The 13,600-nt window shown below is 68.9% G+C and carries 11 protein-coding genes; 3 read left to right on the plus strand and 8 right to left on the minus strand.

The genetic code is table 11. The features are described 5' to 3' along the window. Positions 1–64: 64 nt before the first annotated feature. Positions 65–1,864: a DEAD/DEAH box helicase gene (locus AC57B5_RS01845; protein ID WP_063326567.1), complete on the minus strand. Its 1,800-nt coding sequence runs from the start codon at positions 1,862–1,864 to the stop codon at positions 65–67. A gap of 267 nt (positions 1,865–2,131) precedes the next feature. On the opposite strand from AC57B5_RS01845, the gene ettA reads away from it, so the two are divergent. The 3 genes from ettA (at position 2,132) to AC57B5_RS01860 (ending at position 7,770) form a co-directional block, all read left to right on the plus strand. Beyond that, positions 2,132–3,793: an energy-dependent translational throttle protein EttA gene (gene ettA / locus AC57B5_RS01850; RefSeq protein ID WP_013803101.1), complete on the plus strand. Its 1,662-nt coding sequence runs from the start codon at positions 2,132–2,134 to the stop codon at positions 3,791–3,793. 60 nt (positions 3,794–3,853) lie between these two features. Continuing rightward, on the plus strand, positions 3,854–6,457 hold the full coding sequence (locus tag AC57B5_RS01855) for a DUF1631 family protein (RefSeq protein ID WP_496398581.1): 2,604 nt from the start codon (positions 3,854–3,856) through the stop codon (positions 6,455–6,457). A 167-nt stretch (positions 6,458–6,624) separates the two neighbouring features. Beyond that, positions 6,625–7,770 carry an FAD-dependent monooxygenase gene (locus tag AC57B5_RS01860; protein ID WP_012204753.1) on the plus strand — a complete coding sequence of 382 codons (1,146 nt, stop codon included), beginning with the start codon at positions 6,625–6,627 and terminating at the stop codon, positions 7,768–7,770. 6 nt (positions 7,771–7,776) lie between these two features. On the opposite strand, the gene AC57B5_RS01865 is transcribed toward AC57B5_RS01860, so the two are convergent. The 7 genes from AC57B5_RS01865 to AC57B5_RS01895 form a co-directional block, all read right to left on the minus strand. After that, entirely contained in the window at positions 7,777–8,787 is a 1,011-nt protein-coding gene (locus AC57B5_RS01865) for a P1 family peptidase (protein ID WP_013803098.1), read from the minus strand. A 66-nt stretch (positions 8,788–8,853) separates the two neighbouring features. Then, positions 8,854–9,246 (minus strand): copper-binding protein, encoded by a 393-nt coding sequence (locus tag AC57B5_RS01870; protein WP_013803097.1) that lies wholly within the window; start codon positions 9,244–9,246, stop codon positions 8,854–8,856. Positions 9,247–9,261: 15 nt separating this feature from the next. Beyond that, complete coding sequence (locus AC57B5_RS01875) at positions 9,262–9,792, minus strand: DUF411 domain-containing protein (RefSeq protein ID WP_496398582.1); 531 nt, start codon at positions 9,790–9,792, stop codon at positions 9,262–9,264. A 34-nt stretch (positions 9,793–9,826) separates the two neighbouring features. Next, positions 9,827–10,318 (minus strand): cupredoxin domain-containing protein, encoded by a 492-nt coding sequence (locus tag AC57B5_RS01880; RefSeq protein ID WP_012204757.1) that lies wholly within the window; start codon positions 10,316–10,318, stop codon positions 9,827–9,829. Between the two features lie 20 nt (positions 10,319–10,338). After that, on the minus strand, positions 10,339–11,721 hold the full coding sequence (locus AC57B5_RS01885) for a multicopper oxidase family protein (RefSeq protein ID WP_496398583.1): 1,383 nt from the start codon (positions 11,719–11,721) through the stop codon (positions 10,339–10,341). Between the two features lies 1 nt (position 11,722). Next, positions 11,723–13,171: a TolC family protein gene (locus tag AC57B5_RS01890; RefSeq protein WP_496398584.1), complete on the minus strand. Its 1,449-nt coding sequence runs from the start codon at positions 13,169–13,171 to the stop codon at positions 11,723–11,725. Next, positions 13,168–13,527, minus strand: coding sequence for a hypothetical protein (locus AC57B5_RS01895; protein ID WP_392416112.1), 360 nt, complete (start codon positions 13,525–13,527; stop codon positions 13,168–13,170). The genes AC57B5_RS01890 and AC57B5_RS01895 overlap by 4 nt, the downstream gene beginning before the upstream one ends. Positions 13,528–13,600 lie beyond the last annotated feature (73 nt).

Below are 13,600 nucleotides of genomic sequence, written 5' to 3' on the forward strand. Positions count from 1 at the left end.
AGCCCGTTTTTGCTGGCGGATTCCTCGGCTTGCAGCAGGGCATGCCAAGGAGCCGTGGTGCAGGTCAGCGACCGTAGCCGCCGCGCGAGGGGCCGCCACGGCCACCGCCGCCGAAGCCGCCACCACCGCCGCCGCCACCATTGCCGCCGCGGTTGAAGCCGCCACGGCGGCCGCGTTCGGCCATGGTGTCCACGCTGGTGCGCATCGGATCGGGCTGGCCGCCACCTGCGCTGCCACGGGGGCCGCTGCTGCGTGCATGGCCCAGCTGCGTGCCCAGGTGGGCATCAGCGCGCGGGGGTTGGTCATCGAAGCGACGGACACCGCCGCCGCCTTCGCCGTCAGGGCGCGGGCCGCGCCTGGGGGCGTTCTGGGGGGCTGCCTTGGGACGGTGGGCGGCGCCGGAGCCATTGCCCGGACCATCGAAGCGATCGCGGCGCGGCTTGTTGTTGGCGCTTGCACCGGCGTGGTTGCGGCCACGGCCCTGGCCGCCAGCGTTGCCTTCGGAGCGGCCTTCGTCCGAGCCGGCCTTGGGAGCCTGGCCACGGCCACCTGCGCGGCCGCCACGGTCGGGCTGGGTGGCCTTGGTGGTGCGGATGCGGTCCATCATTTCCTGGCGCGCAGCCTTGGCGGCGGCCTGCATGACGTCACGGCTGGGCGGCTTGCCCGCACCGCCCCAGATGGTCTGGCGGCCCATGGCGATGGGTTCGGCCACTTCGTCCTCTTCAGGGCCGAAGCCTTCGAGCACCTGCACAGGGATTTCCTGCTTGGTGAAGCGCTCGATGTCCATCATGAAGCCTTCTTCGTCCATGCAGACCAGGCTGACGGCGTGGCCTTCGCGACCGGCACGGCCCGTGCGGCCGATGCGGTGCACGTAGTCCTCGGACACGTTGGGGATCTCGTAGTTCACGACGTGCGGCAGCTCATCGATATCGATGCCGCGTGCAGCGATGTCGGTGGCGACCAGGGCGCGCAGCTCGCCGGTCTTGAAGCCGGCCAGGGCCTGGGTGCGGGCGCTCTGGCTCTTGTTGCCGTGCAGCGCCATGGCGCTGATGTTGTTCTTGGTCAGGAATTCGGCAACGTTGTTGGCGCCGAACTTGGTGCGCGTGAACACCAGAACCTGGCTCCAGTTGTTCTCGTTGATGATGTGCAGCAGCACCTGCTTTTTCTTGCCGCGGCCCACGGGGTGGATCACCTGGGTGATGCGCTGGACCGTGGTGTTGCTGGGCGTGACCTGGATGGACTGCGGGTTGCGCAGCAGGCCGTTGGCCAGGTCGCGGATCTCGTCGCTGAAGGTGGCCGAGAACAGCAGGCTTTGCTTGTCCTTGGGCACCAGGGCCAGCACCTTCTTGACGTCATGGATGAAGCCCATGTCCAGCATGCGGTCGGCTTCGTCGAGCACCAGGACTTCGACGGTGGACAGGTCCATGAAGCCTTGCTGCTGCAGATCCAGCAGGCGGCCCGGCGTGGCGACCAGGATGTCCACGCCCTTCTTGATGCGGTCGATCTGGGGCTTCATGCCCACGCCGCCGAAGATGACGGTGGAGTTGATGTCCAGGTACTTGGCGTAGCTGCGCACCGATTCCTCGACCTGTGCCGCGAGTTCACGCGTGGGCGTCAGCACCAGGGCGCGGATGCCCTTGCCGCCGAACTTGTTGCGCGGCACCTGGCCTTGCGAGAGGCGGTGCAGCATGGGCAGGGTGAAGGCAGCGGTCTTGCCGGTGCCGGTCTGGGCACCTGCCAGCAGGTCGTGGCCGGCGAGCACCGCAGGGATGGCCTGTGCCTGGATGGGAGTCGGGTTCTCGTAACCCTCCTCAAGCACGGCCTTCAGAATGGCGGGAGCCAGATTCAGTTCTTCAAATGTCATGTGATCAAAGATGCGCCCGTCCGGGGCGCTGGGTATCTGCCTGTCGAGGCAACCAGGGCGGTTGCCGGACCAGTCGTAGGCGGATGTAGTTCAATGTCGGGAGCCTGGAAAACAGCGTCCATCGTCCCCAGCTGGAATGCTGATGTCACGGGCAACTGGAACCCGTGACGCAGGGTATTGTCGCATGCGCGGATAATCACGGCTGGCGTGCAACTGATTTGTTGCCCGGTTTTTGCAGAAATCAACGATTCAAGTACTCGGACCAGAATGGCTCAATACGTTTTCTCGATGAACCACCTCACCAAGACCGTGCCGCCCAAGCGGCAGATCTTGAAGGACATCTCTCTCAGCTTTTTCCCGGGCGCCAAGATCGGCGTGCTGGGTCTGAACGGCTCGGGCAAGTCCTCGCTGCTCAAGATCATGGCTGGGGTGGACAAGGAATTCGAAGGCGAGGCGCTGCCCATGCAGGGCCTGTCCATCGGCTACCTGCCGCAGGAGCCGCAGCTCAATGCGGAGCACACCGTGCGCCAGGCCGTGGAAGAGGCCATGGCCGAAGTCAACGCGGCCCGTTCGCGCCTCGATGAAATCTACGCCGCCTATGCCGAGCCCGACGCCGACTTCGACGCGCTGGCCGCCGAGCAAGGCGAGCTCGAAGCCAAGATCGCCGCTGCCGGCACCGACTCCGAGCACCAGCTGGAGATCGCTGCCGACGCCCTGCGCCTGCCGGCCTGGGATGCCGTGATCGGCAAGCTGTCCGGTGGCGAAAAGCGCCGCGTGGCCCTGTGCAAGCTGCTGCTGTCCAAGCCCGACATGCTGCTGCTTGACGAACCCACCAACCACTTGGACGCCGAGTCCGTGGAATGGCTGGAGCAATTCCTGCACCGCTTCACCGGCACCGTGGTGGCCATCACCCACGATCGCTACTTCCTGGACAACGCTGCCGAGTGGATTCTGGAACTGGACCGTGGCCACGGCATTCCCTACAAGGGCAACTACTCCGAATGGCTGTTCCAGAAGCAAAGCCGCCTGGAGTCCGAGCAAAAGGGCGAGGAAGCCCGCGCCAAGGCCCTGAAGAAGGAACTGGAGTGGGTTCGCCAGAATGCCAAGGGCCGCCAGACCAAGTCCAAGGCCCGTATCGCGCGCTTCGAGGAACTGAGCGATTTCGAATACCAAAAGCGCAACGAAACCCAGGAAATCTTCATTCCTGTGGCCGAGCGCCTGGGCACCCAGGTCATCGAGTTCAACAACGTCACCAAGAGCTTTGGCGACCGCGTGCTCATCGACAACCTGACCATGAACATCCCCGCTGGCGCCATCGTCGGCATCATCGGCCCCAACGGTGCAGGCAAGTCCACGCTGTTCAAGCTGATCGCGGGGCGCGAGCAGGCCGACTCCGGCGAAGTCATCGTGGGCCAGACGGTCAAGATGGCCTATGTGGAGCAGACGCGTGACGCGCTGGCCAACGACAAGACGGTGTGGGAAGACATCTCGGGCGGGCTGGACATCATCAACGTCGGCAAGTTCCAGATGGCTTCGCGTGCCTACGCAGGCCGCTTCAACTTCAACGGCCAGGACCAGCAAAAGAAGGTCGGCAACCTCTCCGGCGGCGAGCGCGGCCGCCTGCACCTGGCCAAGACGCTGATCCAGGGCGGCAACGTGCTGCTGCTGGACGAGCCGTCCAACGACCTGGACGTGGAAACCCTGCGCGCGCTGGAAGATGCGCTGCTGGAGTATGCGGGCACGGTGCTGGTGATCTCCCACGATCGCTGGTTCCTCGACCGTATCGCCACGCACATCCTGGCCGCCGAAGGCGATTCGCAATGGGTGTACTTCGACGGCAACTACCAGGAGTACGAAGCCGATAAGAAAAAGCGTCTGGGCGAGGAGGGTGCCAAGCCCAAGCGCATGCGCTACAAGGCACTGAAGTAAGCATCAAAGGCAAGCCTCAAAGCGCCTCCGGCACGGGCTGGAGCCTGTATTCTTCGGGCCATGAATCCTCCACCCGTTTCTGTTGCCGCGTTGCAAGCCTGCCTGGTGCAGGCTGTGCGTGGCTCGGAGGCGCTGATCCTGCGGCTGCTGCAGCGCACGGCGCATGCCATGGAGCAGGCCGACCAGCCGGGCTCGGGCCTGCCGCGCCGCGCTGAAATCCCCGAGGCGCTGGAGCTGCTGGCCCGCCACCGGGCGCCCATGCTCAAGGGCTATGGGCGGGCGCTGCTGGAATGCTTTGGTCAATCCGGCGGCGCTGCGGCCTGGCCCCCTGTGCCTGGCATGTCCGGTGCATCCGGTGTGCCCGGAACCACCGATTTCGCCTCTCTCTCCCTCCTGGACGACTCCGTGCTGCAGTCGCAGCTGGCCCACCAGCGCCTGCTGCAGCATGTGGCGCCGCAGGTGGAGATCGCGCTGGCCGAGCTCGATGCCCTGGTCAGCGCCGTCCAGGGCCTGGACCGTGTCCAGCCCGAACGCAATCCGCTGCGGCCCCACAGCTATGTGCAGGCGCTGCAGCGCGTGATCGACGACACCGGGGTGGACCCCGGCTCCGCCGCCTGCTGGCTGGGCTTCATGCGCGAGCACCTGGGTGCGCTGCTGGTGTCCGAGTACGGCCATATCGCCCAATCCCTGCGTGACAAGGGGGTGCAGCCTGCGGCCTATGGCCTGGCGCCGGTACAGGCCCCTTCGCCCGAGGCGGGACGCCGCCATTCCGACCTGCCGGGGCAAAGCCGCTGGCGGGCACCTTCCCACTATGGCGATGCCGTGGCCCAGAGCCGCGCCTATGGCTCCTTTGGCCAGCAGGCCCAGGAAGATGAGCTGACGCGGCGCCTGGTGGCGGCCCTGCTGTCCGATCCACGCTGGATGGATTCGCACCGCGAGGCGCCCGCTGCGGCGCCTTCTTCCATGTTGGCGCTGGCCCACACATCCGCCTATTCCGTGCCCGGGCAGTTTGCGCCGGCCATGGACGGCGCAAGCCGCCTGCAGACCACCGCCTGGCAGGGCAGCGAGACGGCACCCACCGTGCTGGCGGCGCTGCCCGAAGGCTGGACTTCGCTGAGCTGCATGGCGCTGGAGTCCGTGCAGCACCACTCGGCCCAGCTGGAGCAACTGATGCAGGCGCTGCAGCCGCCCGAGCAGCAGGAGCCCGCACCCGGCGTGCGCGCCGACGACGGCGCCGCGCTGCACACCCTGCAGCGCATGATGCGTTTCATGGCAGCCGACACGCGCCTGCTGCCTTCCGTGCAGCGCACCGTGGGCCGTCTGGAGCCGCTGCTGCAGCAGCTGGTGGTCCAGGACGCGCGCTTTTTTGAAGACCGCAGCCACCCCGCGCGCCAGCTGCTTGATGAGCTGACGGCACGCAGCCTGTGGTTCGACAGTGAATCCGCGCCGGGCTACGGTCAATTCCTGCAGGTGGCCGATTCCGCCGCCATGCGGCTGGCGGCCCTGCAGCGTGCCGATGCGTCGGCCTTTGCCACGGTGCTGCAGCAACTGCGCGACGGTTGGGGCGGCAGCGGCATGCAGCCCGTGGGTCCTGGCGAAATGCCGGAAGGCGGCACGGTGACCGGGCCTGTCTCGGCTGCGCTCAGGCATGTGGAAAGGCGGGGCGTGGACCCGCGCTGGCCCGAAACCGCCATGCCCAGGGCCGAGCAGATTGCAGCCGCCATCCGGCGCCTGCCCAGCGCCCAGGGCGTGCCCGATGACATTCTGGAATTCGCCACGGGACCCTGGGCCGAAGTGATCGCCAGCGTTCAGGAACCCGTGGACGGCAGCGAGGCCCGGGACCCCGGCGGCTATCTGGCCCTGGTGCCCAGCCTGCTGTGGAGCGTGTCAGCCCACGCGGGCCGCGATACCGACCGCCTGGTGGCGCTGGCACCCCGGCTGCAGGCCCGGCTGCGCGCCGGCCTGCGCAGCGTAGGGCGTACGGAAGAGGAAATCCAGGCCTTTGCCGCGCGCCTGGCCGGCCTGCACCAGGATGCGCTGGATGCTGGTGTGGTCCGCCAGCCCATAGAGAGCGTGGACATTTATCTGGACTCCGTACCGCCGACCATCTACGGATCGGACTCGGTGCTGGCATCCCTGTCTTCCTCCACTGGTGCGGCAACGCTTGGCCAGACAACGCCCGGCTCCCTGGCGGGCCGTCTGCCGCAGTCGTTGTTTGGCGTGGCGGCCTCCCTGCCGGTGCCGCTCGATGTGCGGCAGCCGATGGTGGACGATATCGGCGCGCTGACCGAGCAGGACCTGGAGCTGCCCGAGGCGCTGCAGGATGAGCTGCCGGCCACCCCGGCTGCACAAGCGCCGCAGGCCCTTGCGGGGCTTGCCGCGCAGGCTGCGTTGGCCGGTGGCGAAGCCGCCCCGATGCCCACCGAGCCCGCGCTGCCCCAGGAGCCACCGCCGCCGATGGTTCCCGTGGTGTCCGAAGACTGGGCGCTGGGCACCTGGGTGGAACTGTCCAATGCCCGGCAGTGCATCCGCACCCAGCTGACCTGGGTCAGCCCGCAGCAGACGCTGTTCCTGTTCACGGCCACCGATGGCAGCACCCAGTCCATGACGCGCCGCATGCGCGACAAGCTGCTGGCGCAAGGGCAGCTGCGGCGCGTGGACTGAGGCGCCTGCCGCACCTGCGCCGGCGTCGATGGGGACGAATCGTGCCCAATTCGGGCCTTGCGGAGGTTGAGGCCCGAGGCCTGTCAAAAAGACAATGTCCTGCATCGGTGCGCTACGGATCACGGGGCGCATCACCGAATAGACCCCACCAGCAGGAGACAGGAATCATGGCGCGTTTGAGGATAGGCATCGTCGGAGCAGGCATTGGCGGACTGGCGGCAGCCAATGCGCTGCACCAGGCAGGGCATGAAGTATTGGTGTTCGAGCAAAGCCGGCAGTTCCTGCGCGTGGGCGCGGACATCAACCTCACGCCCAATGCTGTGCGCGCCCTCGATGGCCTGGGTGCCGACATTGCCGCCGCCGTGCGCGCCAGCGCCGCCCGGCCCACGCACCGCATCAGCCGCAACTGGGACACGGGCGAGGAAACCTCGCGCCTGACCATGGGTGACGAGGCCGAGCGCAAGTACGGCGCCCCGCAGTTGACCATCCACCGCGCCGATCTGCTGGCCGCGCTGGCCGATGCCTTTCCGCTGGACCAGGTGCAGTTGGGCAAGCGTGCCAGCCAGATCACGCAGACGGGGCAAGGCGTGGACATCGCCTTCACCGATGGCAGCGAAGTGGCCGGGCTGGACGCACTCATTGGCGCGGACGGCATCCACTCCGTGGTGCGCGCGGCCCTGTTCGGTGCCGAGAGCCCGCGCTTCACGGGTGTGGTGGCCTTCCGCGCGGTGGTGCCCACCGAGCGCGTGCGCCATGTGCCCGACATCCAGGCCTTCACCAAATGGTGGGGCGCCACGCCGCAAAGCCAGATCGTGACCTTTCCTCTGAACCAGGGGCGCGACACCTTCATCTTCGCCACCACGGCCCAGGATTCCTGGCACGAGGAATCGTGGACCACGCCCGGCAGCGTCGAGGAGTTGCGCGGCTTCTACGCCGATTTCCATCCCGACGCCCGGGCGCTGCTCGACGCCTGCGATGGCGTGCTCAAGACTGCGCTGTACGAGCGCGATCCCCTGCCGGCCTGGTCGCAGGACCGCATCACGCTGCTGGGCGATGCCTGCCACCCGATGATGCCCTTCATGGCCCAGGGCGCAGGCATGGCCATCGAAGACGCCGTGGTGCTGGCCCGCAACCTGGATGCCGCCCCGGGCCCGCAGCAGGTGCCCGAGGTCCTGGCGCGCTACCAGGCCATGCGCATGCAGCGCACCAGCGAGATCCAGATCGGCTCGCGCGGCAACAACTGGCTGCGCGCCGGTGGCAATGCCGATGGCGTCTACGGCTACGACGCCTGGGCGGTTGCGCTGCAGGCCTGAGCCCGGTCAGGGCCGGCAGGCGGCCAGCTCCCTGGCGCAGGGCAGCTCCAGCCCTTCGGCCGTGGTCAGCGACTGCGCGGCCAGCACGGCGCGCACCGTGGCCAGGGCCACGGCCTCGGCGGCCATGGCGGACAGGGTCAGCATGCCCAGCGAGTGCTCGGCCAGGCCCGTGCCCAGGGCGAACAGCGTGTCGCCATCGCTCATGGTGTGCACGGGGCGTATGGCGCGTGCCAGGCCGTCATGGGATACCACGGCCAGGCGCTGGGCCTGGACCTTGGTGATGCGTGCATCGGTGGCAATCACGCCGATGGTGGTGTTGGTGCCTGCCAGCAGCGGCCGGGGCTCTTCGCCGCGCAGCAGGGCACGGCAGGTGTCGTGCAGCTGGCGGCCATCGGGGCTGCGCGCGCCGGCCAGCAGCGCGCCGCTGTGGGGGTCGACCACATCGCCCACGGCATTGCAGGCGATCAGCGCGCCCACGGTGACGCCGCGCACGGTCAGCGAGGCCGTGCCGATGCCGCCCTTCATGGCGCGATCCATGCCGAAGACCTTGCCCACGCAGGCGCCCATGCCGGCGCCCACATTGCCCTCGGCAGGCCGCGCGGCGCTGGCGGCTTGGCAGGCCGCATGGCCGGCATCGGCACCCGGGCGGATGCGGCTGTCGCCCACCGCCAGGTCGAACAGCACGGCGGCCGGCACGATGGGCACGCGGCCCACGCCCACATCCAGCCCTATGCCCTGCTCGTCCAGCCAGCGCATGGCGCCGCTGGCAGCGTCCAGCCCCCATGCGCTGCCGCCCGAGAGCATGACGGCATGCACCTGCTGCACCAGGTTGGAAGGATGCAGCAGGTCCGTCTCGCGCGTGCCGGGGGCGGCGCCACGCACATCGCAGCCCCCCACGGCGCCGCCGCGTGCCAGCACGACGGTGCAGCCCGTGGGGCGGCGGGCATCGGTGTGGTGGCCTACCTCGATGCCCTGTACGCGGGTGATGGAGCCGGGGTCTGAGTCGGTGCTTGGCATGCGCTGCTCTGCTCGGTGATGGACAGGCCTTCACCTTAGCCGAAACGGCAGCCCTGCACCCGCTCTTCAGCGCAGCACTTCCAGCTGCGTGACCACGAAGGCGCCCTGGTCCTGCTCGGCGCGAAAGCGCACCTTGTCGCCGGCCTTGAGGGCGGGCTCGGGTGCAGCCACGCGCAGCTGGAAGACCATGGTCATGGGCGGCATGCCCAGGTTCTTGAGTTCGCCGTGGCGCAGCGTGACCTTGCTGGTGCGAGCATCCCAGCGCGTGACCTCGCCTTCGCTGAGGTCCTGGCTGGCGGCGGCAGGTGCGGTTTCTGCAGATTGCGCGCCATGCGCCGCATGGTCGTGGGCCGTGGCCTGGGCACCGGCCCAGGCCGGGATCAGCGCGGCGGCAAGGGCCAGGCGCACGGCAAGTGCGGTACGGGACGTACGGGAAACAAGGAGGGCTGTGTTGTGCATGGTGTGCTCCGGGGTTCAGCGGTAGCTGGTGAAGGTGCGGGTGGAAACGTCGCTGTTCATGAGGTTCTTGGTGATCAGCAGCACCTCGTAGGGGTCCTTGCGGCCGCCGTACTCGGGGCCGTCCATGCCGGGGCTGCCCACGGGCATGCCGGGCACGGCAATTCCCAGCGCCTTGGGCTTTTGCTTGAGCAGCTTGTGCACGTCGGCCGCAGGCACATGGCCTTCGAGCGCATAGCCTTCGACCAGGGCCGTGTGGCAGGAGCCCAGGCGCGCCGGAATGCCCAGCCTGGCGCGCACGGCGCTGTTGCCGGTGTCGTGCACGGTGACGGCAAAGCCGTTTTGCTCCATGTGCACCACCCAGTCCTGGCAGCAGCCGCAGTTGGGGTCCTTCCAGACCTCGACGGGGATGCGGGTGCTGGGCGCTTCTTTGGGCGCCATGGGTGCGGCCGCCCACAGCGAAGGGGCGGCGAATGCCGTGCAGGCCAGGGCCATGCGGCGCAGCGCACTGCGGCGCGGGTGGGCGGATGCCATGCGTTCATGTTTCATGGGGTGCTCCTGAAGGGGGGAAGAAGTGGCGCGCTCATTGCGTCACCGTGATGGTTCCGCGCATTCCGGCCTGGTAGTGGCCGGGGATGAGGCAGGCAAAGTCGAAGCTGCCTTCGCGGTTGAAATTCCAGACCAGGTCGCCGGATTTGCCGGGCGAGACATGGGCCATGTAGGGCTCGCCGTGCTCCATGGTGGGGAACTTGAGCATCATCTGCGCGTGCTCGTCCAGCGAGGCCGGCGTGCCCAGCACGATCTCGTGCATGACCTGGCCCTTGTTGGCCACGCGCAGGCGCACCGTCTCGCCGCGCTTGACGCTGATGCGCTCTGGCGTGAAGCGCATGTTGTCGCTCATGTCCAGGGTGATGGTGCGCCGGGCGGCCGAGGCATCGCCGGCAATGCCCCAGGGCTTTTGCTCCTTGACCGCGGCGGTCTTGGGAGCGTCATCGTGGGCTTCGCTGCCATGGGCGAAGACGGCAGCGGGGCCGGCGAGCAGTGCGGTGGCGAGGAGGAGGGCAAAGGTGTTCATGAGGTGCTCCTTGGATGGCATCAGTGGTGCTCATGGCCCGCACCGGGCTTGCGCACGCTGGGTGCGCCGGGGGACTGGCCGGGCGTGGTCTGGCGCGGTGCGGAGGCTTCGGCCGCCGGCCCCTTCCATTCATAGGCCACGCTGCCCTTGGGGTGGGTGAACCAGCCCGGGTCGCCGTAGTCGTTGGCGCCCAGCTGCTCACGCACCTTGAGGGTGGTGAACATGCCGCCCATCTCGATGGGGCCGAAGGGGCCCGTGCCGGTCATCATCGGAAAGGTGTTATCGGGCAGGGGCATTTCCATGGAGGCCATGTCGCCCATGCCGCGCTCGCCCATGACCATGTAGTCGGGCACGATCTTCTGGATCTTGCCGACCAGGCCCCGGTGGTCCACGCCGATCATGGTCGGCGTGTCATGACCCATGGCGCCCATGGTGTGGTGGCTCTTGTGGCAGTGCAGGGCCCAGTCGCCCAGCTCGTCGGCGATGAGCTCCACCTGGCGCATCTGGCCCACGGCCACGTCGGTGGTCACCTCGGGCCAGCGCGCGGACCGGGGCACGGGGCCGCCGTCGGTGCCCGTGACCTCGAATTCGTGGCCATGCACGTGGATGGGGTGGTTGGTCATGGTCAGGTTGCCCACGCGCAGGCGCACGCGGTCGCCGCGCCTGGCGACGACGGGGCTGATGGCGGGGAACACCCGGCTGTTGAAGGTCCAGATGTTGAAGTCCGTCATCTCGGCCACGCGCGGCGTCATGGAGCCGGGCTCCACGTCGTAGGCCGACAGCAGGAAGGCGTAGTCGCGCTGGACCTCGGCGATCTGCGGATGCGCCGCCTTCGGATGCGTGATCCACAGCCCCATCATGCCCATGGCCATCTGCACCATCTCGTCGGCATGCGGGTGGTACATGAAGGTGCCGGGGCGGCGCGCCGTGAACTCGTAGACGAAGGTCTTGCCGGGCGGGATGTGCGGCTGGGTCACGCCGCCCACGCCGTCCATGCCGTTGGGCAGGCGCTGGCCGTGCCAGTGCACGGTGGTGTGCTCGGGCAGGCGGTTGGTCACGAAGATGCGGACCTTGTCGCCTTCCACGACCTCGATGGTGGGGCCGGGGCTCTGGCCGTTGTAGCCCCACATGTTGACGAAGAAGCCCGGTGCCACCTCGCGCACCACGGGCTCGGCCACCAGGTGGAATTCCTTGACACCTGCGTTCATGCGCCAGGGCGTGGTCCAGCCGTTGAGCGTGACCACGGGGCGGTAGGGGCGGCCGTTGGGCGGTGCCAGCGGGGCGGCGGTTTCGGCCGAGGACTGGGTCGCTGCCTCGGGCAGGGCGGCCAGGGCCACGCGGCTGACGGCGGCGCTGGAGACGGCGGCCACGGCCGCGCCGGTGAAGAAGTTGCGGCGGTTCATGTCAGTGGCTCGCTGTGTTCGTGGGAGTGGGTGCGGCGGCGCTGGATGCGGCCTCGACCGTGCCTGGCGAGGTTCCGGCCAGAGCCAGCTGCAGGTCGGTGTCGGCCAGCCAGAAGTCGCGCTGGGCGTCGGTGGCGGTGGCCACGGCCTGGGCGCTGTTGCGGGCCTCGGCCAGCAACTCCCAGACGCTGACGAACATGCCGTTGTAGCGGAGCATGGTTTCGTCCTGGATGAAGCGGCGCAGCGGCAGCACCTCGGCCTGCTGCTGGTGGGCCAGGTCCCAGGCCGTGCGGTAGCGCATCCAGCTGCTGCGCGCCTCGGCCCGCGCCTGGATGGCGCCTTGCTGCAGCTGGGCCGCGCTGCGCTGGACCTCGGCGCGCGCGCGGCCGCTGGCGGCGCCACCCCAGTCGAACAGCGGCAGGGGCAGGTCGATCTCCCAGCCGCGTGTCACATCGCTGTGGCCGGTGGCCCGGTCCGTAGCGGTGTTGCGGTTGTAGCCCAGGCCGATGTCGCCGAACATGGCGCCCAGGCGTGCCCAGCCACGGCGCTCGGCCAACTGGTCCAGGTCGCGGCGCAGGGCGCGCAGGTCCAGGCGCTCGCGCAGCGCGGTGGCTTCGACATCGTCCCCGGAGCGCAACTGCGTGGCGGCCTGCGGGATGGCGGGCAGCTGGTCGGGCAGCTTGAAATCGATGCGCCGTCCCCACAGGCCCATCAGACGGGCCAGTTGCTCATGCTCTGCCGTGGCGGCCAGGCGCGCACGCGCCAGCTGGGCTGCGGTGTCCTGCTGGATGCTGAGCTCGCGTGCCTGCTGCAGCCGGCTGAAGTTGCCCACGCGGGCCATGCGCCGCGCCAGCTCGGCCCCGGCCTCGGCCGCTTCGTGCATGCGCTCGCTGGACGCCAGCTGCTGGCGTGCGGCCACGGCGCGCAGCCAGGCGCGGCGCGTGTCGGCGGCCAGCCGCAGCACATCCTGCGCGGCGGTCAGGGTGGCCTGTTCCATCTGCATGCCCTGCCAGCGGCTGCGCCAGGGCAGGGTGATCAGGCTGACCAGGCCAAAGCTCAGCTGGCGCTCGATCTCGCGCTCGTCGCTGTTGACCATGCGGCCCAGGGCCAGCGTGGGGTTGGGCAGGGTCAGGGCCTGAACGCGTTCGGCATCCTGCACGCCCAGTTGCGCCAGGCGCGCCTGCAGGCCGGGGTTGTTGAGCAGTGCGATGCGCACGGACTGGTCCATGTCCAGCGGCTGGCGCAGCCACTCGTCGATGCGCTGCTGCGCCGCGTCGCGGGCCTGCAGATCGGTTGGCGGCAGCTGGGCGCCGTCCGGCAGGCGGCTGGCGGTATGGGATTGGACCGCGCCGCGCAGGCCGTCGGGCGAGATGCTGGCGCAGCCGGCCAGGGCCAGCACGGCAGCCATGGCGCCGACCAGCCGGGTGGGGGCGAAGAGGGTGCGCTTCATGGCCGGCCTCCGTGCTGCATGTGAGAGCCGTGCGGGGACGGCGCAGGCGTGGATCGGCCGCCCTGGGCGGCTTCCCAGCGCAGGATGTCCATATGGCCGTTGGGAAACTCGGCCACGGCCGCATTGGCCTGGCGCCAGTCGGTCAGCTCGGTTTCCACGGCGCCACTGGCCGGCAGCGCGGCATGGCGCAGCGGCAGGCTGGCCGCAGCCGGATCGATGGCGCCGGTCAGGCCTGCGGAGGAAGAGGCCGGGGGGAGGCTGCCGTCATGGACCTGGGCCCATGCAGCGGGGCTGGAGACGGCAAGGGCCGCCAGCCCGAATTGGATAAGGGGGACGAGAAAATGCGCTCGGCGCATGGTGTTCTCCTGAATGCGAAACGGACAACGCATCCGCGGCCAGACGCCCCGCCATGCCCGCAAGCGGGCTGCC

It is taken from the genome of Delftia sp. BGA-UO-ETr-SB1, from assembly GCF_059567865.1.

What these genes read in the sequence shown, in the direction of transcription:
- AC57B5_RS01885 (WP_496398583.1), bottom strand. Translation starts at nt 11,721, where the DNA reads ATGAACCGCCGCAACTTCTTCACCGGCGCGGCCGTGGCCGCCGTCTCC.
- AC57B5_RS01880 (WP_012204757.1), bottom strand. Translation starts at nt 10,318, where the DNA reads ATGAACACCTTTGCCCTCCTCCTCGCCACCGCACTGCTCGCCGGCCCC.
- AC57B5_RS01875 (WP_496398582.1), bottom strand. Translation starts at nt 9,792, where the DNA reads ATGAAACATGAACGCATGGCATCCGCCCACCCGCGCCGCAGTGCGCTG.
- AC57B5_RS01855 (WP_496398581.1), top strand. Translation starts at nt 3,854, where the DNA reads ATGAATCCTCCACCCGTTTCTGTTGCCGCGTTGCAAGCCTGCCTGGTG.
- AC57B5_RS01845 (WP_063326567.1), bottom strand. Translation starts at nt 1,864, where the DNA reads ATGACATTTGAAGAACTGAATCTGGCTCCCGCCATTCTGAAGGCCGTG.
- AC57B5_RS01890 (WP_496398584.1), bottom strand. Translation starts at nt 13,171, where the DNA reads ATGAAGCGCACCCTCTTCGCCCCCACCCGGCTGGTCGGCGCCATGGCT.
- AC57B5_RS01895 (WP_392416112.1), bottom strand. Translation starts at nt 13,527, where the DNA reads ATGCGCCGAGCGCATTTTCTCGTCCCCCTTATCCAATTCGGGCTGGCG.
- AC57B5_RS01860 (WP_012204753.1), top strand. Translation starts at nt 6,625, where the DNA reads ATGGCGCGTTTGAGGATAGGCATCGTCGGAGCAGGCATTGGCGGACTG.
- AC57B5_RS01870 (WP_013803097.1), bottom strand. Translation starts at nt 9,246, where the DNA reads ATGCACAACACAGCCCTCCTTGTTTCCCGTACGTCCCGTACCGCACTT.
- AC57B5_RS01865 (WP_013803098.1), bottom strand. Translation starts at nt 8,787, where the DNA reads ATGCCAAGCACCGACTCAGACCCCGGCTCCATCACCCGCGTACAGGGC.
- ettA (WP_013803101.1), top strand. Translation starts at nt 2,132, where the DNA reads ATGGCTCAATACGTTTTCTCGATGAACCACCTCACCAAGACCGTGCCG.